Source organism: Pedobacter ghigonis (assembly GCF_903166585.1).
GTDB classification, from domain to species: Bacteria; Bacteroidota; Bacteroidia; order Sphingobacteriales; family Sphingobacteriaceae; genus Pedobacter; species Pedobacter ghigonis.
On record NZ_CAESCM010000001.1, the window covers coordinates 214,122 to 234,761 of the forward strand.

A 20,640-nucleotide genomic window follows, 5' to 3' on the forward strand; every position below is an offset into this window, starting at 1 on the left:
TCTCCCTCACCCTATGTGCCGCATTGCGGGAATTATCGATTTGAACAGACCTGTTGAAGAACTTCAACAAGAGGCGAAAGCCATGTGCAATTTAATGGCGCACGGTGGCCCGGATGGTGAGGGTTTTTATGCGGATGAGGAAAATGGACTGGTATTTGGGCATAGGCGACTAGCGCTGATCGACCTCTCTCCTACCGGACAACAGCCAATGTTGTACCATAACAGGCATTTAGTCATCACCTTTAACGGTGAGATTTATAATTTTTTGGAACTGAAGACTGAATTAGTTGAAGCTGGCTTTGAATTTGTTTCGCAGAGCGATACAGAAGTGATTCTGGCTGCTTACCAACATTGGGGAATAGCCAGCTTTAGTCGCTTGAATGGCATGTTCGCGTTTGCTTTGTACGATCAGCTGGAAGCTAAAACTTTTCTGGTACGTGATCCTTCGGGGATTAAACCACTTTACTACTACCATGAGCCAGGCAGACTGTTATTTTCATCGGAAGTAAAGGCTTTCAGTCAAACCGCTTTACCGTTAACAGAACTTCCTGAATGGAAAGTTTACTTTTTAGCTTTTGGCCACCTTCCTGAACCTTATACAACATTTGCTCAAGTAAAAATGCTACCTAAAGGCACTTATTTGACCTGGGATCATCAAGTTCAGCAAGCTGCCTTCACTTCTTATCACAGAACTGATTTAAAAGCATATGCTAAAGATCAAAAGCTTGCAGAAACCGCCCTCAATAAAACACTAAAAAATGCAGTAAACCGCCACCTGATTTCGGATGCGCCAATTGGTGTTTTTTTAAGCGGCGGAATTGACTCAAGCCTGTTAACGCTGCTGGCAGCTGAAAGTCAGCAACCTGGCAAACATTTGAAAACCTTATCTATCAATTTTTCTGAACAGCAGTTTTCAGAACAAGTTTATCAGGATCAAATCGCAAGACAGGCGCAATGCGAGCATTCGGAGTATCTGATCGACAAGAATACCTTTGAAAAGCACTTGCCGGATGCATTAGCAGCAATGGATCAACCTACTACGGATGGAGTTAATTCCTGGTTTGTGAGCTATTTCGCCAAGCAAAAGGGCTTAAAAGCTGTTTTATCAGGTATAGGAGGCGATGAACTGTTTGGAGGTTACCCTTCTTTCAAAAGAATGAAAATGGTAAGGCTTTTATCTAAGCTTCCACGTTTTATTCTCAAAAAAGCAATTCATTTTAAACCAAGCTCATTAAAACGTATCTACTATCTCAGTTACAAAAATACTGCGGGTAAATATCTGTTCTTGCGTGGAATATATTCCCCTTCCGAAATTGCATCGATATTAAATTTAGAAACCGGCCAGGTTGATAAGATACTTCAATCCATGTTGATATCTGCTCCTCCAGAATATTTAACCGTTGAGCAGGAAGCTGGTTGGCTGGAGTTCAACCTTTATCTGCAAAATCAGTTGCTGAAGGATATTGATGCGATGAGCATGCAACATGGGATAGAAGTGCGTGTTCCCTTTCTGGATCAGGATTTAATTCAACTACTCGATTATACTTCATCTGTTATCAGATATCAACAATCAAAACCAAAGGGTTTTCTTATCGATGCATTTAAGGAAATCTTACCTGAAGCCATCTGGAAGAGAAAAAAAATGGGATTTACTTTCCCTTTTCAAACCTGGTTGCAGACCAATGATTTTTTCTTGAAAGCCCTAAAAGCTGCAAGTCCTAAAGTAATCGACCTGAAAGCTGCGTTTTTGCGGGGAGAGCTACATTGGTCTAAAGCGCTTGCATTATATCAGTTGGAGTCTTGGGGAAATGATAAGTTAAAGAGCTGGACAGATCTCGATCAGGTACAAAATAGCAGTAAAAATGCTTAAAGATCAGCGAATCTTATTTTTATCCTTATATACTTTCGGGTTAACCGGTGGGATTGAAAAGGTATGCAGATCGTTGACCAAAGTATTACATGAATTAAAAAATAGTGGTTCGATTGGTCAGTACCACTGCCTGAGTATGTATGATGGAAATGCTGATAGGCAATATTCCGAGGTCGGACATTTTTCTGGTTTTAGCGGCAATCGTATGGGTTTTGGACGGAAAGCCATCCGCGAAGGCCTGAAAACAGACATTGTTATCCTTAGCCACATTAACCTCCTGATATTTGGCTGGCTGATTAAAAAGTTAAAGCCAAGAACAAGAATTATACTTTTTGCGCATGGCATTGAATTCTGGAAACCATTAAATAAATGGAAAAAGAGATTTTTACGACAAAAAACAGAAATCTGGGCGGTAAGTAAATACACTGCCGAAAGTATCCTGCAACAACATGATATTGCACCTGGTCAAATTAGTATTTTAAATAACTGTCTCGACCCATTTTTCCAAGTGCCTCAAAGTTTTAATAAACCTGTTGGGCTGCTGGAACGGTATGGTTTACATACTGATCAAAAAATATTATTTACATTAACCAGACTCTCCATTCAGGAACAATATAAAGGCTATGACCAGGTATTGGCTGCACTAAAGTATTTACCAGATGAAGTTCACTACATACTCAGTGGGAAAGCAGATTTACCTGAACAAAAGCGAGTTGAGCACCTAATTGAGCAATACGGCTTACAGCACCGGGTTACTTTAACCGGATTTATTGCTGATACGGAAATTACCGATCACTATCTGCTGGCCGATATTTTCGTGATGCCCAGTAAAGCAGAAGGTTTCGGGATCAGCTTTATTGAGGCCGCCGCATGTGGATGTACAGTTATTGCCGGCAACCAAGATGGCAGCAAAGATGCGCTGTTGAATGGTGAATTGGGTATCTTGATTGATCCAACTGACCAGGAGCAACTACATACAGCTATTTTGGAAGCATTGAAATTGCCCGCTTCACGAGTCTTACAACAACAGAAAACCCTAAATCGCTTTGCTTTCAGCAGTTACCTCCATAAAATGCAGGAATTATTATCTATTTCATGAACGAGCACGAGCAGTACTGGACCATAGAAGCTAAAAGCTCCTTATTCGATCTTAAATTAAATGAGGTTTGGGCCTATCGGGATTTATTATGGTTACTGGTTCGCCGCGATTTTGTTTCTTTTTATAAACAAACCATATTAGGGCCACTTTGGTTCTTCATCCAGCCTTTGTTTACGACCATCATTTTCACCTTTATATTCGGTAACCTGGCTGGTATTTCTACAGACGGTTTACCCAAGCCTTTGTTTTATATGGCTGGGATTACTGCCTGGAATTATTTTTCTGATTGTTTAACTAAAACCTCAACTGTCTTCAGGGATAATGCCGGGATTTTTGGAAAGGTTTATTTTCCCCGATTAATTATGCCTTTGAGTATTGTGGTGAGCAATTTGGTACGATTTGGTGTACAAATGTTATTGTTCCTCATCCTGATGCTTTATTATTATGTAACAAATGCATCTTTTGAGGTTACCTGGGCTATTGGCCTTTTCCCCGTAGTCGTTTTAATGATGGCCTTGCTGGGTTTAGGTGCGGGCATGATTATCTCCGCTATGACGACTAAATACCGTGATCTTACGTTTCTGGTTACCTTTGGCGTGCAGCTGCTGATGTATGCAACAACGGTTATATACCCTTTGTCAGAGGCTTTAACTAAATATCCTGAATATGCATGGATTATTGAATACAACCCAATGACCCCTATCCTGGAAACCTTTCGATATGGTTTTTTAGGTGAAGGCAGTTTTAGCTGGGGAGGTTTTGGTTACGCTGCAGTGGTTACCGTTGCCCTGCTCCTTTTTGGGATTGTGATTTTTAACAAAGTGGAACGGGATTTTGTGGATACGGTGTAATTTTTAATTAAGTAACCAAAAACAATCTCTTTTAAACATTTTTAATATTGCAAAAAGCCTTTCTCACATTTAACAAAAAAATTAAAACAGTTTATACACGACTCAATAGCAGCAATGTTGTTCCAGATTTTCTCAAAAAAGCATATTTCCCTTCTTTAGATGGCTGGCGGGCCGTGGCAATTATATTAGTAGTTTTAGGACATAGCAAATTCACTGTATCAGACACTTCACTTTATTATAGAATTTGTAACATCTTTATTTATGCAGATCTTGGTGTGAAATTATTTTTTGTTCTAAGTGGATTCCTGATTACTACGCTCTTAATGAAAGAAATGATTGCTAATCAGAAGATCAATTTCAAAATTTTCTTCATAAAAAGAGTTTTAAGAATTTTCCCTGTATTTTACCTTTATTTAATTGTAATTGCCATCTTAAACCACTTCTTAAATTTGGGATTGATAAGTGACCACTTTTTAGGGCCATTGCTTTATATTAATAATTTTAGTTTTTTTCAACCTACCTGGTTAACTGGACATAGTTGGTCGTTGGCTGTTGAAGAACAGTTTTATATTATCTGGCCATTCACCTTCGTTTTTTTTGGAAAAAATCTTTGGATATTTTGCTTAACTTTTATTTTGGTAGTTCCAATAATGAAAGTTATTTGGTATTATTTCCCAGCTTATCATGAAATTTTGCTAGGACCATTTATTGACTCAGCTGATTCAATATTTTCAGGTGCGCTACTTGCAATACTTTCGTTCAAAGGCTTTTTTAACAGCAAGCAAAAAATCTGGACAATTAATGGCCTAACTGCTTGTTTAATATTGATAATTACTATGTCGATGTTTAGCATGCATAGTGGATACCTCCGCTTTATATTTTATGCCAATACTAATCTCATTTGCAACTTCTGCATATGTGTATTAATCATTAAAACATTGATAATAGAAAAGTCAAGGCTTTATTCAATTCTCAATCATCCTTTGATGCTCAAGCTTGGAATAATTTCATACAGCCTTTATATCTGGCAGCAACTCTTTATTATGCCAACCGGTTTTTATAACAATCGCATAAGCATATTTGGGTTTCCTTTCAATATTATTGGAGCCGTTACGGCTGCTTTTATATCCTATTATTTTTTTGAAAGATATATGCTTAAATTAAAAGTAAAATTGATAAATCAATAATCTAATGAGGTGCATAATATAGCCATCAAAGTAGAAAATCTTAGCAAAGCTTATCAGCTAGGTCAAATTGGTACTGGCACAATTGGCCGGGATGTGGAACGATGGTACGCTAGGGTGCGTGGCAAAGAAGATCCATTTTTAACAATTGGCGAGGGTAATGATCAGTATACCAAAAGTGAGACCAACATTGTTTGGAGCCTGAAAGATATTAGTTTTGAAATTGAGCAGGGCAGTGCCGTGGGTATCATCGGCAGAAATGGTGCAGGTAAAAGTACCTTACTTAAAATATTGAGTAAAATTACCGCACCAACCACCGGTAGGATTTCAGGCAAAGGTAGAATAGCTAGTTTACTTGAAGTTGGCACTGGCTTCCATCCAGAGCTATCTGGCCGTGAAAATATCTTTCTTAATGGTACAATCCTGGGTATGCGTAAAAAAGAAATTCAGCGTAAATTGGCAGAAATCATTGATTTTGCTGGAATAGAACGCTATATAGACACCCCAGTTAAGCGGTATTCATCCGGCATGTATGTACGGTTAGCCTTTGCTGTAGCTGCACATCTCGAATCTGAAATCTTAATTGTAGATGAGGTTTTGGCTGTTGGAGATGCCGAGTTCCAAAAAAAATGCCTGGGAAAAATGGGAGAAGTTAGTAAAGGAGAGGGAAGAACGGTATTATTTGTAAGTCACAACATGGGGGCTATCAACCAATTATGTAATGATGTGCTTCTCTTGGAAAATGGGAAGATGACTTTTAATGGAAATGTAACGGAAGGGTTTAGCCAATATAATAAAAGTGTAAGGAACGAATTTAAAGATTCTTGCACCGTTAAAATAACCACAGAAATAGAACAGCTTGATGCTTTTATTAAAGAAGTTAGCATATTAAACAACGATTATACTAACCTGGCTACTGATGAATCTTTAGTTTTCAAATTCTTGGTAACTGCAAATAGAGAAATCCGCAACCATAGGATTGGATTGATGATTAAGACTGCAGATAATAAATCTGTAGGATTGATGTTCAGTGAAAACATAATTAACCTTGATAAAGGAAAAACTTTAGCGCTCGAGTTACAGCTAAACAGCCATAATTTAGCCAATGGCATCTATCTTTTCGACTTTTCAATTGGTACAGGAAATGAAGACGAACCAATAAAAGATTGCCATGTCCTATCAGATGCACTAATCCTAGAGGTTACCAAAAAAACAGTACACGCTTCTAAAAGATCGACAAACTGGAACAGCATTAACTGGGGTTCAAATAATTTTTCAGATCATAAGATTAAAATTATTAAGCATGAATAGTAAAAGGTTAAAAAAAACAATTGGTCTTTTAACAAATAATTACTTTTCTAAAGCAACAACTGATAAGGAGATTACCCAGGGAAAAGCTGATCTTTTATTAAAATCGGCATCCATACTAGTGTCTCAGTTAGAGAACGAATTAAATGCCAAATTTGAAATCATTGATGACGAGTTAATCGTCACTGTAGGAGATATTAATATTTATGTTGAGACAGAAGAAGATTTATTTATCATTAATGAAGTTTACAGCGAACTGGTTTACGGTTTTTTCAGCGGTGATAATTATCTACTGATAGACATCGGTTTAAACATTGGAATATCTTCTTTATACTTTAATTCCATCCCTCAAATTAAAAAAATTTATGCATTTGAGCCAGTTTATGCAACCTACAATAAATGTCTTCGTAACTTAAAACTTAATAACAACACCAGTATTATAACACATAACTTCGGGCTGGGGAATGAGGACAAAAAAGAATATTTTACCTATTCAGAAACTTTTAAAGGAAGCATAGGAAAGAATGAACTCTCTACATATAAGAAAAATGCGAGTGCAAATTTAGAAACTGTAGAAGTACAAATAAAAGAAGCTAGTGTAATTATAGATGAGATTATACAATCAAATCCCCGTTTGAAAGTTTTCGTAAAAATGGATTGTGAAGGTGCTGAAACCGAGATCATATCCAACCTGGTAAGCAAAGGAATTATTAACTCAATTGATTTATTAATTTTGGAATGGCACGATATTTCATTTTTAACTGACTTAAGCTTTTTCAAGGATTTTAATTGCTTTTATCATAAAAACTCACCTACTACAGGCATGCTTTATGCCAGTAGAAAAACTGCGGAAACATGATTTCAGTAATCATGATAGCCTATAATGCCGAAGCATTTATTGAAGAATCAATTAAAAGTGTAATCAATCAAACTCATACCGAATGGGAATTGATTATTGTTGATGACGGATCTATTGATCAAACAAAAGAAATAATTAATAGGCAGGGAAAAAGCGAAAAAAGAATAAAGTATATTTTTCAAAACAACAGCAAACAAGGGATAGCTAGAAACACAGGGGTTTTATATGCTAAAGGAGAACTTATAGCCTTTTTAGATGCAGACGACTTATGGCTCCCCAACAGACTTGAAGTGTCACTGAATGAGTTTAATAATCATGATTGCGATTTACTATTTTCTGATGCGTTTATCTCACATGGTGATCAGTCTATCGTAAAACACGAAATAAGGTTCGATGTAAAAAATGCCAATTACTCTGGAAGACCAGCACTTGAACATTTTTTAGAGTATAATAGGATACCATTACTAACCACATTAATAAAAAAACAAGCGCTAGAAAAGGCAGGAATGTTTAGCAATCGTGGTATCGCTGAAGATTACGAAATGTGGTTAAAATTATTGTTATTGGATTTCAAATTCACTTCAATATCCATACCTCTGGCAATTTACAGAGCTCATGATAAATCCGCTACCAGCAATGACAGGATTGCTGTTGATGATTGTATTGAAGTGATATATGGCTTGGATAAGAACCCAATTTATAATACAGAAGAACTTTTTTCGGTCTATCTAAAATTGTGGTATAAAAGAAAATTAGATCAACTTGAAAACTTTAAGGATTATTTATCTTTTATTAAAATACTAAAAAAGCAAAACAAAGATAATGCTATGCTTCAATTAGCCTCTTTTCTGTTTTTAAACGCCATTACATTTAAAGTCCACAAAAAAATAATTTATTACGCCTTAAAGTGAAGATGGTTACCATAATTGTTCCCTGTTTTAATGATGGTAGATACTTAGAAGAGTGTTTATCAAGCGTGGTGAATCAATCTTATTCAGATTGGGAGTGTCTTATTATTAATGATGGTTCTACAGACGATACAGCATTTATTGCCGGGAAATTCGAATTAAAAGATCCCAGATTTAAGCATATATACCAAAAGAACAGCGGGCTCTCATCTGCAAGGAATTTAGGTTTAAAAATAGCTACAGGCAAGTACATACAATTACTGGATGCTGATGACTTGATAGAAAAAAACAAAATCGAAGTACAGTTATCAATATACCAAACATTTAAGAAGCAAAAAACCATCCTCTATGCTAGCATGCGCTATTTTGAGGATGGATACTCTGAATTGAAGATTCTAGGAAGAAATAATTTCATTGCACACATTGAATTAAATGCATCAGATGGAGCTGCCGCCCAAAGTGAATTATTGAGGGTAAGAAATCCTTTTGTTATTTCAGCACCACTCTATACAAGTGAAATTTTTGAAGATATAGGAAATTTCGATGAAAATTTATCTGCCCTGGAGGATTGGGATTTCCATTTAAGATGTGTAGCAAATGGTTATATTTTCCATCATTGCAGTGATGAAAATACCAGAACTTTAATTCGATTGCGTGACGCAAGTATGATGAGGAATCAATTTCTTCTGGATGAGAATTTTAGTAAAGTAAACATAAAACATGGATTACATAGACCAGTTGCAGCTGAAAATACAAATAATAGGCTAAAATTGTTTTTAAAAAAGCTGTTTAATTTATTTAAAACTTAAAATGAAGCGTCTTTTAAATAAAATTATTGACAAGGTAATTAACAGGTTATACCAACGCTTAAGCGGTGAATTTAATAGAGTAGAAAAAATTTCGTCAGGCGAACAAACTTCACAGTTAATCATCAAAAATCAGTACAAAAAATTAAGTAAAGAAGAAATCAAAAACTATACGTTCGAAGAAGTTGGTTTTAGAAAATATTCGCAAAATGATGAGGATGGAATTTTATTATTTATATTCTCTGTAATTGGTACAACAAATAAAACAGTAGTTGAAATATGTGCATCAGATGGAATAGAATGTAATGCTGCAAATCTGATCATTAATCATGGATGGAATGCTTTTTTGTTTGATGCAAATCTTGAAGCAATTAATAAGGGAACTTCATTTTATAAATCTCATCCTAACACATTTACCCTACCTCCTAAATTTGTACATGCATGGGTCACCCGTGGCAATATTAATAACCTGTTTAAAGAAAATGAGATAAGTGGTGAAGTTGACCTACTCTCTATAGATCTGGACGGTGTTGATTATTGGATATGGGAAGCTATAGAAACAATCAGACCGCGTGTAGTTGTTGCTGAAATACAATGTATTTTAGGGAAAGAAGATTCATTAACAGTTCCATATGCTGATAATTTCAGTACAAAATTTGTGAATGGTTTCGGTATATACAGTGGTGCATCCCTGAAAGCTTTTATTCGCTTGGCGGAGCGCAAAGGTTACAGATTAATTGGTGTCGAAAAATATGGTTTTAATGCTTTCTTTTTGAGAAATGATGTTGGAACTGAGTTTTTCCCGGCATATGATACTAAGACATACGAAGATATTCCATTTGTAAAGTGGGCGAGAAAAGAATTTTTAGATTTAGTTAAAGACCTGAAATGGGAAAAGGTATAAATAAAGTACGGGCTATTGCATTTTACCTTCCGCAGTACCATCCAACACCTGAAAATGATGAATGGTGGGGCAAAGGTTTCACTGAATGGACAAATGTAACAAAAGCGAAACCTTTATTCCAGAATCATTATCAGCCTCATTTACCTGCCGATTTAGGATTTTACGATTTGCGGGTTCCCGAAGTTAGAGAAGAACAAGCGAAAATGGCTAAGGAATATGGCATCGAAGGATTCTGCTATTGGCATTATTGGTTTGGTAATGGTAAAAAAATTTTAGAGCGTCCTTTTCAGGAAGTTTTAAGTTCTGGGAAACCAAATTACCCCTTCTGTCTGGGTTGGGCCAATGAAAGCTGGTCAGGCATATGGCATGGTAATCCTTCGAAAATTTTAATAGAGCAAACCTATCCAGGGGATGAGGATATTATAAATCATTTTAACTATTTACTGCCAGCATTTAAAGATCCAAGATATATTACAGTGGATATGAAACCGCTTTTTTATCTCTATTCTCCTGAGAAGATACCTGATATTAAAAAATTTACTGATAAGTTTAGAGAGCTCGCCGTTAAAAACGGATTTGACGGGCTTTATATCATTGCAAACACTGCAGATGAGAGATGGAACCCGCTTGATCATGGTTGCGATGCTGCTTGTTTAAATCAGCTTGGGAAGTTGAATTCTTTAATGTTTTTCAGCAGGGGTTACTTTTATAGAAAAATAAGAAGCTTGCTCTTTAAGAGTGGAGTAATTTACTACTACCATAGAATGATAAAAAAACCTATTCAGGTATTTGACTATGGTAAAGCCATAAAAAAATTAATCTCCAATAAAACGTCTTGTTTTCCATCATATCCTTGCGTTATTCCAAACTGGGATAACTCTCCACGTTCGGGTTTCAATTCTCTTATATTAAAAAACTCAAATCCGGATTTTTTCAGGCTTCATTTAAAGGATGCCGTTGAGCAGGTTAAATTTAATTCTGAAGAAAAAAAAATTATTTTTATAAAGTCATGGAATGAATGGGCGGAAGGGAATCACCTGGAACCCGATCAGCGATTTGGTCGCAGCTTTCTGGAAATTTTGAAAGAAGAGGTTCAAAGCTAATGGGCGGAATTTATAAACATTCGCACTTTAAAGCAGACGCTTTTGGACATGGAGGGAATAAAAGAACTGCCCAGATTAACGACTTGTTAAAAAAAGCAGGTATTAATTTTACAGAGGTTGATTTTAATAATTACGAACGTCCTGAAAAAGACTTAAAATCTTTGTTAAAAGGTTTTTCCGAAAACAAGATTAAAACCAGTAACAGGGAGAAATACATTACCGGCCGATATATATTAAAGTTTAACGAATTTATAAAAAATTGTAAACCTGATTATTTTATCTGGGAATCGAACATAGATTATAATCTCATACTTGCCGAGCTATTAAAAAAGCATGGAGTTCCATTTATTGCCCTCCCCCATAATCTAGAATCGCTGGCAAATGGTAATCATGCCTTACAATTAGAAAGCAGATTAGATTGGCTAAAAAAAGAACTACATGCCTTTTCTTTTGCAAATCAGACATTTACGATATCAAGGGAAGAAAACTGGCTCCTATCTGTTAATGGAATAAATTCAAGTTATTTACCATACTTCCCTACAAAAGAATGTTTTGAGTATTACTTTGCCATTCGAAATAGAAGGGAAGCCAGGGCAAAGACAAAAAACAGCAAAATAAATGTTTTACTTCTAGGTACTTTTTTCAACAGTCCGACACTCAATGGTTATATAGATATAATATCGTATTTATCTAAAATTAAAAATATCAGCATCAATATTGCCGGATTTGGGTCTGAACAGTTGAAGAGCATTTTGAGTTTGGCAGAAACAAATATTACAGTTTTGGGTTCATTAACTCCATTAGAACTGGCTTCCCTTATTACCTCCTGTGATTGTGCTGTTATTCACCAGGAGCCAACATCGGGTGCTTTAACCAGAATCACTGAGTTGTTAATTGCTGGCTTACCTGTAATTGCCAATATATCTGCTGGAAGATCATATTTTAACACAAGCGGATTAACTGTTTATAATACAAAAGAAGAGCTTCCTTTATTACTAAATGGCTTTGAAGATGAATTCATAATACCAAAAAATCCAGTTAACGAAGAAAATAGCTTTATAGATCACTTTGCAAAACTCAATCATTAATATTCCATATATCAAATCCTGATGCAAAATCAACGTAAAGATAAACTCGCCCGCCTCAATCAGGAAAATTTAGAAATAGACATTAACCATTCATTGTATCTGCATTACAAATTCTTTCATAAGGTCTTATTTAATGCCTTCAATGATTTCGCATCAGGTACATTATTAGATATTGGATGCGGCAATAAACCCTACATTGAATTTCTTTCAAAAAAAGTAACAACCTATGTTGGATGCGATATCATTCAATCTGACAGCGAAAATGTTGATGTTATTTGTGCTGCTAATAACATTCCACTACAGGACAACTCTTTCGATACCGTAATCAGTACGCAAACCATAGAGCATGTTGAAGACCATTTTGGGCTGATCACCGAGGCCTACAGACTGTTGGTACCTGGTGGTAATTTTATCATTAGCGGACCGATGTACTGGCCATTGCATGAAGAGCCCTACGATTTCTTTCGCTTTACCAAACATGGTTTCAAATTTTTGTTGGAAAAAGCTGGATTTGAAATTGTTGAAATAAAATCAAATGGCGGTAAATGGGCGGTTGCTGGCCAGGCATTAATCCATGCAGTATACCCAACAATTTTTAACATAAAAGGGAAAAAAGGAGTAGTTATTAAGTTTATTGCAAAAACTTTTAAAACGGTCCAAAACATTAACCGCTTGTTTAGTTATATAGACAGTAAAGTATATGATGATACCAACACTATGAATTATGTTGTCATAGCACAAAAACCTAAAATTTAGTCAAATTGGGCATAAATTTACCAAAACTTGAACAATATAAAACGGGGTATGTAAATAATGGCACCGTCTTGCCGCTTAAAAAAATAAGTGTCTGTCAAAAGGGTTTGCTAGAAGAATTGCCTAATGTTGCTTCAAAAACGGGTTGGCCCTGGAATATTCAGGTAGAAACCAAATTATACGATAAACGCGAAAACTGGCCAAAACTAACTATCGTAACCCCATCCTATAATCAGGCAAATTTTATTGAGGAGACAATCCGATCTATATTACTTCAAAATTATCCAAATCTTGAGTATATCATCATTGATGGTGGAAGCACTGATAGTACACTAGAAATACTTCAAAAATATTCGCCATGGATTAGTTTTTATGAAAGTGTTAAGGACGAAGGACAAGGGCAGGCAATAAATAAAGGATTCAGCTTGGCTTCAGGAGATTATTATGCGTGGATAAATAGCGATGACTACTATCTTGAAGGCTCTTTTTTTAAAGTATTATCTAAATTTATTCAAACAAAAACAAGTTTTATATACGGATACTCCTATAGCTTTGATGGACAATGCAATAAAATGGAATTAAAAAAAACGCCACCTCTGTTTGATTTTCTTTTAAGAATACCATCATTGCAACAACCTTCATGTTTCTGGAGTTCAAAAATCCACCAACCAGTCTGGGAAGAATTAGTTTGTTCGTTAGATTATGAGCTGTGGTTAAGATTAGTGAAAGGCAAAAACCGTAAACGTATTAAGCTGCCGCTTTCTGTAGCAAATATTCATCCGGAAGCTAAAACACACAACGAGGAAATGGGAAATAACTGGCAAAAAGATCATAACTTGATATGTAATCCAGATGCTCATGGAGTGGTCAAAAATTGGAATATTATTTATTACACTCAAAAGATTTTAAGTAAATTTTTTCGTTAAAATATTAATCAAAAAAAATTGAGAGAAACAAATTTAGAGCGCTTAAAAACAACTGATATAAATGTAAATCATATATGGTATTTACACTATAAGCCATATCATGAAGATTTGTTTGAAGCATTTAAGCTGTATGCTAAAGGGAGATTATTTGATATCGGATGTGGTAATAAGCCATATAAAAATATTCTTGAGCAATATATAACCGATTATAAAGGATGCGACATTATTCAATCGAGTGAAGAGTTAGTTGATATTATTTGTCATGCAAACCAAATTCCTCTTGAGGATGGAACTTTTGATACAATTATTTCTACCCAAACAATTGAGCATGTTGAAGATCATCAGGGTTTAGTAAATGAAGCCTACCGGCTACTGGTAAAAGACGGTCATTTTATTTTAAGTGGACCTATGTACTGGCCATTACATGAAGAACCTTACGATTTTTTTAGGTTTACAAAACATGGTTTGGTTTACATTCTGGAAAAAGCTGGTTTTAAAGTTGTAAAGGTATTCTCAAATGGAGGTAAATGGTCAGTTGTCGGGCAATCGTTTTTGCACGCATTACACCCACAGATAAACAGTATAAAAGGGATAAAAGGAAAGATAATCAGAACTTTATATAAATCAATAGGTGGGATAAAAACGGTAAACAGATTTTTCCTTTATTTAGATAATATATATAGAGATGATTCGAATACGATGAATTATGTTATTGTAGCCATAAAGTAACAGATCATGCTTCTTTCAATTATTATACCTTGTTATAATGACGGCCCTTTTTTAATTGATGCGGTAAACAGTGTGATGTCTTGCTCAATTCAGGAAAAAGAGATTATTATTGTTAATGATGGCTCAACAGATTTAGAAACGTTAAAGATTCTAACCGAGTTTTCTTTTAAAAATCTAAATATCATCTCACAAGAAAATCACGGTTTGGGTTTTAGCAGAAATCGGGGCATAGCAGCTGCCAAAGGCAAATACATATTAACACTTGATGCAGACAATATAATCACCGAAAAGTATTTATTGACAGCTATAGATTGCCTTGACAAAGAAAATTATGCTATCGTTTATTCTAAGCCATTCTTTTTTGGCGAAGATATAGCTGAAAGAAAGTTCAAAACACAGGCTTTTGATGGTGTAGAACTTCTGTACAATAACTATATAGATGCTTGTGCCATATTTAGAAAATCAGTTTGGGAAGAAGTGGGAGGTTATGACGAAACTATGCCTTACAATGGCAATGAGGATTGGGAATTTTGGATAAACTGCTTTTTAAAACAAAAAAAATTTAAATTTATCGATGAAGAATTATTCGGTTACAGAATTAAAAAGGAATCGATGATTTCAAATGTATCCTATCAAAAAGCGGTAAAAAATCATGAGTATATTTTATTAAAACATCGGATTCCGCTTCTCGGCTATATCAGAGAATTACAGGTTTATAAAAAATTTCATGATAACGACCAGCAGAATTATCTAAGAACCAGCATAAAGTATTTTGTTACATTTGTTAAAAAGCTATTTAGAGGTAGTGCATTTCTGGTATGATTTCAATAATTATCCCGAATTATAACCACCATTTTTTTTTGAAAACTCGAATTGATTCTATTCTCAATCAGACTTATGATAATTATGAGATAATTATATTAGATGATAATTCGAGTGATGAAAGTGTTAGCTTAATCGAAACATATAGAAAAGATCAAAGGATAAGTAAGATTATTTATAATGAAACCAATAGCGGAAGTACTTTTAAACAGTGGCAAAAGGGTATAGCTGCCGCCCATGGAGATATTATCTGGATAGCTGAAAGTGACGACTACTGTGAACCCTCGTTTTTAGAATCACTTGAAAAGCTGATTAATAGTAATCAAAATAATGCTTTGGCTTACTGTCACAGTCATATTGTAGATGAAAATAATAGCTTACTAGATTTTAAAGACTGGAGACAGGATTTAGATTTAAGCAGATGGGACTCGGATTATATTAACGATGGTATATCAGAGATTAAAGAGTATCTTGTTTATAAAAATATAATCGTAAACGCCAGTGCTGTAATTTTTAAAAAAGAAGCATTTTTGAAAATCCCTCCTTCTTTATTTGAAAACTTTCGTTTTGCAGGTGACTGGATGATATGGGCTTCAATTTTACAGTTTGGAAATATATGCTATGATCATAGAAAATTAAACTATTTTAGAGTCCATGCCAATACAACCCGCTCTATTAAATCAATTAAGGATGAAGTATCAAGGGTTAAGGAATATTTTAAAGTAATATTATATCTTAAGGACAGATTCAAAATCAATATTAACCGCAGCAAGCATTTCTGGATTATTGAGGAATGGCTTGGCAAAGCCAAGCTAATGAAAAGTAGTCCTGAAGCTTTTCTGCTTCCACCCTTTCAACTTAAATATAAGGTGATGTTTTATAAGGCACTAATCAAAAAAGTCTTTCGCTTTATCTGATGAAGATAGTTTTCTGCACTTATGATGAAAAACATGCTATAAATGGTATAAATACCTGGTTACTAAATCTACTGCCCTTATTGCAACATCGGGGACACGAGATTGATGTTATTTACTATTCCTGGTCAGCAGAAAGCGAATGTGCTACAATTCCTTTATTGAAAGAAAAAGGTATAGCTTGTCATAGAATAACAGGTAAAAGCTATTTAGAAAGGGAGGTCAAATGGATTACAGAGAAAATTAATACACTGCAACCGGACATATTTGTAGCCAATCATATCTTACAGGCCTGGTATGCTGCCAGATACATTAAATTATCAGGCATTCCGACTATTGGCGTTTTACACAACGACAATGCGGAATATCAAGCTTTGGTAAATTCATTTTTAAACAGAAATTCCGAAAGTTTTACCGCATGCGTAGCTGTATCGTCAAAACTTTATGAAATGTTGTTACCAAATGCTTCAAACCTGGTTATAAAACAGATAGCATGCGGCACCCCGCTTTTTACCAAAAAAGCATCTTACAATAAAAATTCTTTTAAGGTTTTTTATATCGGAAGGTTAACATCTGAACAAAAAAACATAAAATTAGTTGCGGAAACCCTTAGCGCCATAACCGAAAATTTTGCGGAGATTGAAGCTTTTATATATGGTTCTGGGCCAGAGCTGGATATGGTGAAATCCATTATCAGGAAAGCAAAATTCCCAGAAAGAATACAGTTAATGGGCCTTGTTGAAAACACAAAAATACATGAAGATATAACTAATGCCCAGGCAATTATGTTAATGTCTGATTATGAAGGACTACCAGTATCGATAATGGAGGCAATGGCTGCAGGAGTAGTTCCGGTTTGCAAACGGACTGAAAGTGGACTTAGTGAAGTAATTATTAATAATTATTCCGGTTTTCTGGTTGAAAACAAAGCGGAATTTTCTGAAAAAATAAAATATCTGTTAGAGAACCCTGAGGCATGGCAACAATTATCAAATAATGCCAAAGAGAGCGTAGAAAATAATTTCGGAATAGAAAAAGTAGCAATAAAATGGGAAAATCTATTTCATGAAATACATACAGACCACAGGAGAGAAAATATTTTATCACAAAAAATTAACTTGCCTAAAGCGAATATCGATGAAATTTTAATTGGAAACAGAGAACCCTCTCTTTTTAGGAAATTGCAATCAAAATTTAAAACGCTCTTAGTAAATGTTAAAAAATAAGTTCGCCTTACTTGTTCCTTGTTATAATGCTGAAAATCACATTGAAAATTTCCTGGAAAATATAAATAAACTCGAACTCACCTTTGATGAAACAATATTTTACGATGATGCCAGCAGCGACAGAACATTTGAAATTTTAGTTAATAAAGGTTATCAGGTTATAAAAGGCACCAAAAATATGGGACCAGGATATGCCAGAAACAGACTTGCAGAAATTTCAAATTGCAGTTGGTTACATTTTCATGATATTGACGATGGATTAGATCCGGCCTACTTAACAAAAACATCAAAAATTGTAGCAAATTTCGATTATGTAGATGTGGTGCTCTGTAATGTCGACTGGTACGATGCCTCTACCCAAAAACCAATTTTAAACTGGCACTATACCAATAGTGAAATAAATATAAATCCAATAAAATATACAATTGCTCATCCGATCGGAGGAATTAATGGCCTGTACAGAAGAACTAAATTCATAGAAACAGGTGGATTTAATACAAAAATAAGAGTTTGGGAAGATGCCGATTTTCATGTAAAATTAGCCCAATCAAAAGCTATATTTTATGTTGTTGAAGAAGTTCTATCTTATTCATGGAGACATCCTAAATCAATCAGTTCAGATCAAAGTAACTCATGGCTAACCAGGCTGCAACTCTTAAAAGAATATTCGCTTATTTTTTTTGACACTGATATATTGTTACAAATAGGGCTTGAAGCACAAAAGACTGCAAGCTATCTAATTCTTCAAGGCAATACCAAAGAAGCAAAATCAGCATTCGAACTAAGTGAATTTTGTAAAGTAAAAGTTCCGGCAAGTTCATCATATCTATGGAGATTTTTTAAATTCCTTATGCCTCCCGACTTCAGAATAGGTATTCGCATCCTGCAGTTAAGGTTGGCATTCAGAAAAAAGTTGTGATTGTATTTCGAAGAGATAAATATATCGTGATACTTGTTTTTAGAAATATGATAGAAATGATAAGTTGTAAAAACTAAAGAGCTAAATAATTTATGCTAAATATGATCTCAGTTTTATATACTTTAATCTTAAGAATATTTGGTATAAAAATAGGCAAAGCCGTGATGATACATCCATTTGTATTTGTATCCAAAGGCTGGAGCAACGATTCCTGTGGCATTGTTCAAATAGATAGCGCTTGCGAAATTTCAAGGGGTTCTGTGCTAAAGGCATATGGTGGTAAAATTCACATTGCCAGAAATACTTTTTTAGGCGAATATGTTTGCATATACGGGCATGGGAACGTGGAAATTGGAGAAAACACGCTTATTGCCATGCACACTTGTATAGTAAGTTCAAATCATACTATCCCACGAAAAGATGTTTTAATCCGGTCTCAGGGAGATATTTTAATGCCGGTTAAAATTGGCAATGATGTTTGGATTGGTGCAGGAGCCAAAATATTGGGGAATGTAAATATAGCCGATGGATGTGTAGTTGGCGCAGGGGCTGTAGTTACAAAAGATTTACCACCGTACGCAATCGCCGTTGGCGTCCCTGCAAAAATTATTGGCTTCAGAAATGATTAAATTGATTAGTGTAATTATTCCCACTTACAACCCAAACCAGGCCAAGCTCGATCTAACCATCAAACACCTCGAAGAGCAAAACCTTTCAAAAGACCTTTGGGAATTAATCATTGTAGATAATAATTCCAGTAAGGCAATAAAAGTGAACTGCTCCCCTACACTCAATTATCAGGTTATAAAAGAGCTAACACAGGGACTTACCCATGCACGACTGGCAGGATTAAGGGCAGCAAAGGGCGAACTTATTGTAATGGTTGATGATGACAATCTCTTAAGACCAGATTATCTGGCCAATGCAGCAGCAATTTTCGCTTCAAATTTAAATTTAGGGGCGGCTGGCGGTAAAATCCTTGGGGCATTTGACAATGAGCCTGAAGCTTGGTTAGCGGATTTTTATGAATTATTAGCCATTAGAGACCTTGGTGAAGAAGTAATACTCGCCCATTGGGACAAGACCTACCCTAAGGCATCCCCGGTTGGGGCCGGAATGGTTTTGCGTATGGATGCCTTAAAAATCTATCGGAATAAAGTGCACGTTATTCTCGACAGAACAGGTAATAGCTTAAGCTCGGGAGGCGACAATGATATAGTGATTGAAGTTTTAAAAGCAGGTTGGCAGGTAGGATATTTTCCATTGCTCGAGCTAAAACACCTTATCCCCCCATCACGGACAACCTTTAAATACATCAGCAAACTTACCAATGAAAGCAGCAAATCGTGGGTAATTCTGCTCCAGTCGCATAATATCTGTCCATGGAAGAAAATCAGGAGATGTACAGTCCCTATCAGGAAAATCAGGGCATGGTTTGCTTACAAAGCCTGGAGCAATAAAATAAATTACATTAAATGGAAAGGTGCATGTGGTATTTTTGATGGCTTGGCAACATGATCAATAAAATAAAAAAATCTTTAGCCTACCGGATGCCAGTGATATACCGGTTTTTACTTCGCTTTAAAAACTTTAAAACTACACAAAAGGAAACATCTGATCAGTTTATCTTGATGATGACCGGCAAAACACATATCGAAATGGTCAGGTTATGCCTCTTCACCATAAGCAAAACCTGGTCAAAGCTGCCAACGCTTATTATAGCCTCTGATGGTTCTATCACGACAGAAAAAATTGCCAGTTCGTTAAAATTCTGGAAAGGTAAAATTCAGTTCAACGGCTGGGAAGACAGTATAAATTATCACCTGAAAAAGGGTAGAAATGCCGTTGCAAACTATGCCCGGTTAAATGCCTTCGGTAAAAAGCTGGCCATCATCTTACACCATGCAGAAGAAAAACCAGTGGTCTGGATCGATAGTGACATCCTTTTTTTTAAGGATTTCCTCCCCTACTGGCCCAAAAATCAAACAACATTTGCATGTGGTGGGTCTGCCGATTGGAAAAGCGCTTATGATGAAAGATTATTAAAGTTTTTTGACGGCAGCCTTCAAAAATATGGCAGCCTGAATGCAGGACTTATTTACGCACATGGCATAAATTTATATGAACAGCATAAAATAGAAGAGGCGCTAAACCTTATTCATCCCAATTATGATTTCTTATCGGAGCAGACCATTTTCGCAGAAATAGCAAGTACTTCGCTTGGGGTTTTATGGGAGCAACAGATCATTGGCAATTTTAACGACGATGATCAATCCCTTAGCCCCACGAAAAAGCAGTACACAGCCAGGCACTATACCAGTAATGTAAGGCATCTCTTTTGGCGCGACGCATTCTTTCTTAGTTAAACATT

Annotated in this window: 21 protein-coding genes; all 21 read left to right on the forward strand. The window is 35.5% G+C overall.

Annotated features, from left to right (window positions below):
* Window positions 1-13: 13 nt before the first annotated feature.
* The gene (gene asnB, locus HWV58_RS00960; protein WP_175632263.1) at window positions 14-1,870 is read left to right on the forward strand and encodes an asparagine synthase (glutamine-hydrolyzing); all 1,857 of its coding nucleotides are present in this window, start codon (window positions 14-16) and stop codon (window positions 1,868-1,870) included.
* Entirely contained in the window at window positions 1,863-2,969 is a 1,107-nt protein-coding gene (locus HWV58_RS00965; RefSeq protein ID WP_175632264.1) for a glycosyltransferase family 4 protein, read from the forward strand. Before asnB ends, HWV58_RS00965 begins: the two co-directional genes overlap by 8 nt.
* Entirely contained in the window at window positions 2,966-3,820 is an 855-nt protein-coding gene (locus HWV58_RS00970) for an ABC transporter permease (RefSeq protein WP_175632265.1), read from the forward strand. Before HWV58_RS00965 ends, HWV58_RS00970 begins: the two co-directional genes overlap by 4 nt.
* Before the next feature lie 47 nt (window positions 3,821-3,867).
* Window positions 3,868-5,007 (forward strand): acyltransferase family protein, encoded by a 1,140-nt coding sequence (locus HWV58_RS00975; RefSeq protein ID WP_175632266.1) that lies wholly within the window; start codon window positions 3,868-3,870, stop codon window positions 5,005-5,007.
* A 9-nt stretch (window positions 5,008-5,016) separates the two neighbouring features.
* Window positions 5,017-6,315, forward strand: a complete 1,299-nt coding sequence (locus HWV58_RS00980) for an ABC transporter ATP-binding protein (protein ID WP_217706924.1) — start codon at window positions 5,017-5,019, stop codon at window positions 6,313-6,315.
* The gene (locus tag HWV58_RS00985) at window positions 6,308-7,171 is read left to right on the forward strand and encodes an FkbM family methyltransferase (protein ID WP_175632267.1); all 864 of its coding nucleotides are present in this window, start codon (window positions 6,308-6,310) and stop codon (window positions 7,169-7,171) included. The genes HWV58_RS00980 and HWV58_RS00985 overlap by 8 nt, the downstream gene beginning before the upstream one ends.
* Window positions 7,168-8,082, forward strand: coding sequence for a glycosyltransferase family 2 protein (locus tag HWV58_RS00990; protein WP_175632268.1), 915 nt, complete (start codon window positions 7,168-7,170; stop codon window positions 8,080-8,082). The genes HWV58_RS00985 and HWV58_RS00990 overlap by 4 nt, the downstream gene beginning before the upstream one ends.
* Window positions 8,083-8,084: 2 nt before the next feature.
* Window positions 8,085-8,888 (forward strand): glycosyltransferase family 2 protein, encoded by an 804-nt coding sequence (locus HWV58_RS00995; protein ID WP_175632269.1) that lies wholly within the window; start codon window positions 8,085-8,087, stop codon window positions 8,886-8,888.
* A gap of 1 nt (window position 8,889) precedes the next feature.
* On the forward strand, window positions 8,890-9,789 hold the full coding sequence (locus HWV58_RS01000; RefSeq protein ID WP_175632270.1) for a hypothetical protein: 900 nt from the start codon (window positions 8,890-8,892) through the stop codon (window positions 9,787-9,789).
* Window positions 9,774-10,892 carry a glycosyltransferase WbsX family protein gene (locus HWV58_RS01005; protein ID WP_217706925.1) on the forward strand — a complete coding sequence of 373 codons (1,119 nt, stop codon included), beginning with the start codon at window positions 9,774-9,776 and terminating at the stop codon, window positions 10,890-10,892. The genes HWV58_RS01000 and HWV58_RS01005 overlap by 16 nt, the downstream gene beginning before the upstream one ends.
* Window positions 10,808-11,980, forward strand: coding sequence for a glycosyltransferase family protein (locus HWV58_RS01010; RefSeq protein ID WP_175632271.1), 1,173 nt, complete (start codon window positions 10,808-10,810; stop codon window positions 11,978-11,980). The genes HWV58_RS01005 and HWV58_RS01010 overlap by 85 nt, the downstream gene beginning before the upstream one ends.
* A 21-nt stretch (window positions 11,981-12,001) precedes the next feature.
* Window positions 12,002-12,736 carry a class I SAM-dependent methyltransferase gene (locus HWV58_RS01015; RefSeq protein WP_175632272.1) on the forward strand — a complete coding sequence of 245 codons (735 nt, stop codon included), beginning with the start codon at window positions 12,002-12,004 and terminating at the stop codon, window positions 12,734-12,736.
* Between the two features lie 5 nt (window positions 12,737-12,741).
* Window positions 12,742-13,659 carry a glycosyltransferase family 2 protein gene (locus HWV58_RS01020; RefSeq protein WP_217706926.1) on the forward strand — a complete coding sequence of 306 codons (918 nt, stop codon included), beginning with the start codon at window positions 12,742-12,744 and terminating at the stop codon, window positions 13,657-13,659.
* Between the two features lie 18 nt (window positions 13,660-13,677).
* Window positions 13,678-14,388: a class I SAM-dependent methyltransferase gene (locus HWV58_RS01025; protein WP_175632273.1), complete on the forward strand. Its 711-nt coding sequence runs from the start codon at window positions 13,678-13,680 to the stop codon at window positions 14,386-14,388.
* Between the two features lie 6 nt (window positions 14,389-14,394).
* Window positions 14,395-15,210 carry a glycosyltransferase family 2 protein gene (locus HWV58_RS01030; protein ID WP_175632274.1) on the forward strand — a complete coding sequence of 272 codons (816 nt, stop codon included), beginning with the start codon at window positions 14,395-14,397 and terminating at the stop codon, window positions 15,208-15,210.
* A complete protein-coding gene (locus HWV58_RS01035; RefSeq protein ID WP_262890315.1) occupies window positions 15,207-16,127 on the forward strand; it encodes a glycosyltransferase in 921 nt (306 codons plus the stop codon). Before HWV58_RS01030 ends, HWV58_RS01035 begins: the two co-directional genes overlap by 4 nt.
* A complete protein-coding gene (locus HWV58_RS01040) occupies window positions 16,127-17,350 on the forward strand; it encodes a glycosyltransferase family 4 protein (protein WP_175632276.1) in 1,224 nt (407 codons plus the stop codon). The genes HWV58_RS01035 and HWV58_RS01040 overlap by 1 nt, the downstream gene beginning before the upstream one ends.
* Window positions 17,337-18,269 (forward strand): glycosyltransferase family 2 protein, encoded by a 933-nt coding sequence (locus HWV58_RS01045; RefSeq protein WP_175632277.1) that lies wholly within the window; start codon window positions 17,337-17,339, stop codon window positions 18,267-18,269. Before HWV58_RS01040 ends, HWV58_RS01045 begins: the two co-directional genes overlap by 14 nt.
* 101 nt (window positions 18,270-18,370) lie before the next feature.
* Window positions 18,371-18,898: an acyltransferase gene (locus tag HWV58_RS24560; protein WP_317174759.1), complete on the forward strand. Its 528-nt coding sequence runs from the start codon at window positions 18,371-18,373 to the stop codon at window positions 18,896-18,898.
* Entirely contained in the window at window positions 18,891-19,787 is an 897-nt protein-coding gene (locus tag HWV58_RS01055) for a glycosyltransferase (RefSeq protein WP_175632279.1), read from the forward strand. Before HWV58_RS24560 ends, HWV58_RS01055 begins: the two co-directional genes overlap by 8 nt.
* Window positions 19,784-20,635 (forward strand): hypothetical protein, encoded by an 852-nt coding sequence (locus HWV58_RS01060; RefSeq protein WP_175632280.1) that lies wholly within the window; start codon window positions 19,784-19,786, stop codon window positions 20,633-20,635. Before HWV58_RS01055 ends, HWV58_RS01060 begins: the two co-directional genes overlap by 4 nt.
* Window positions 20,636-20,640: the final 5 nt, after the last annotated feature.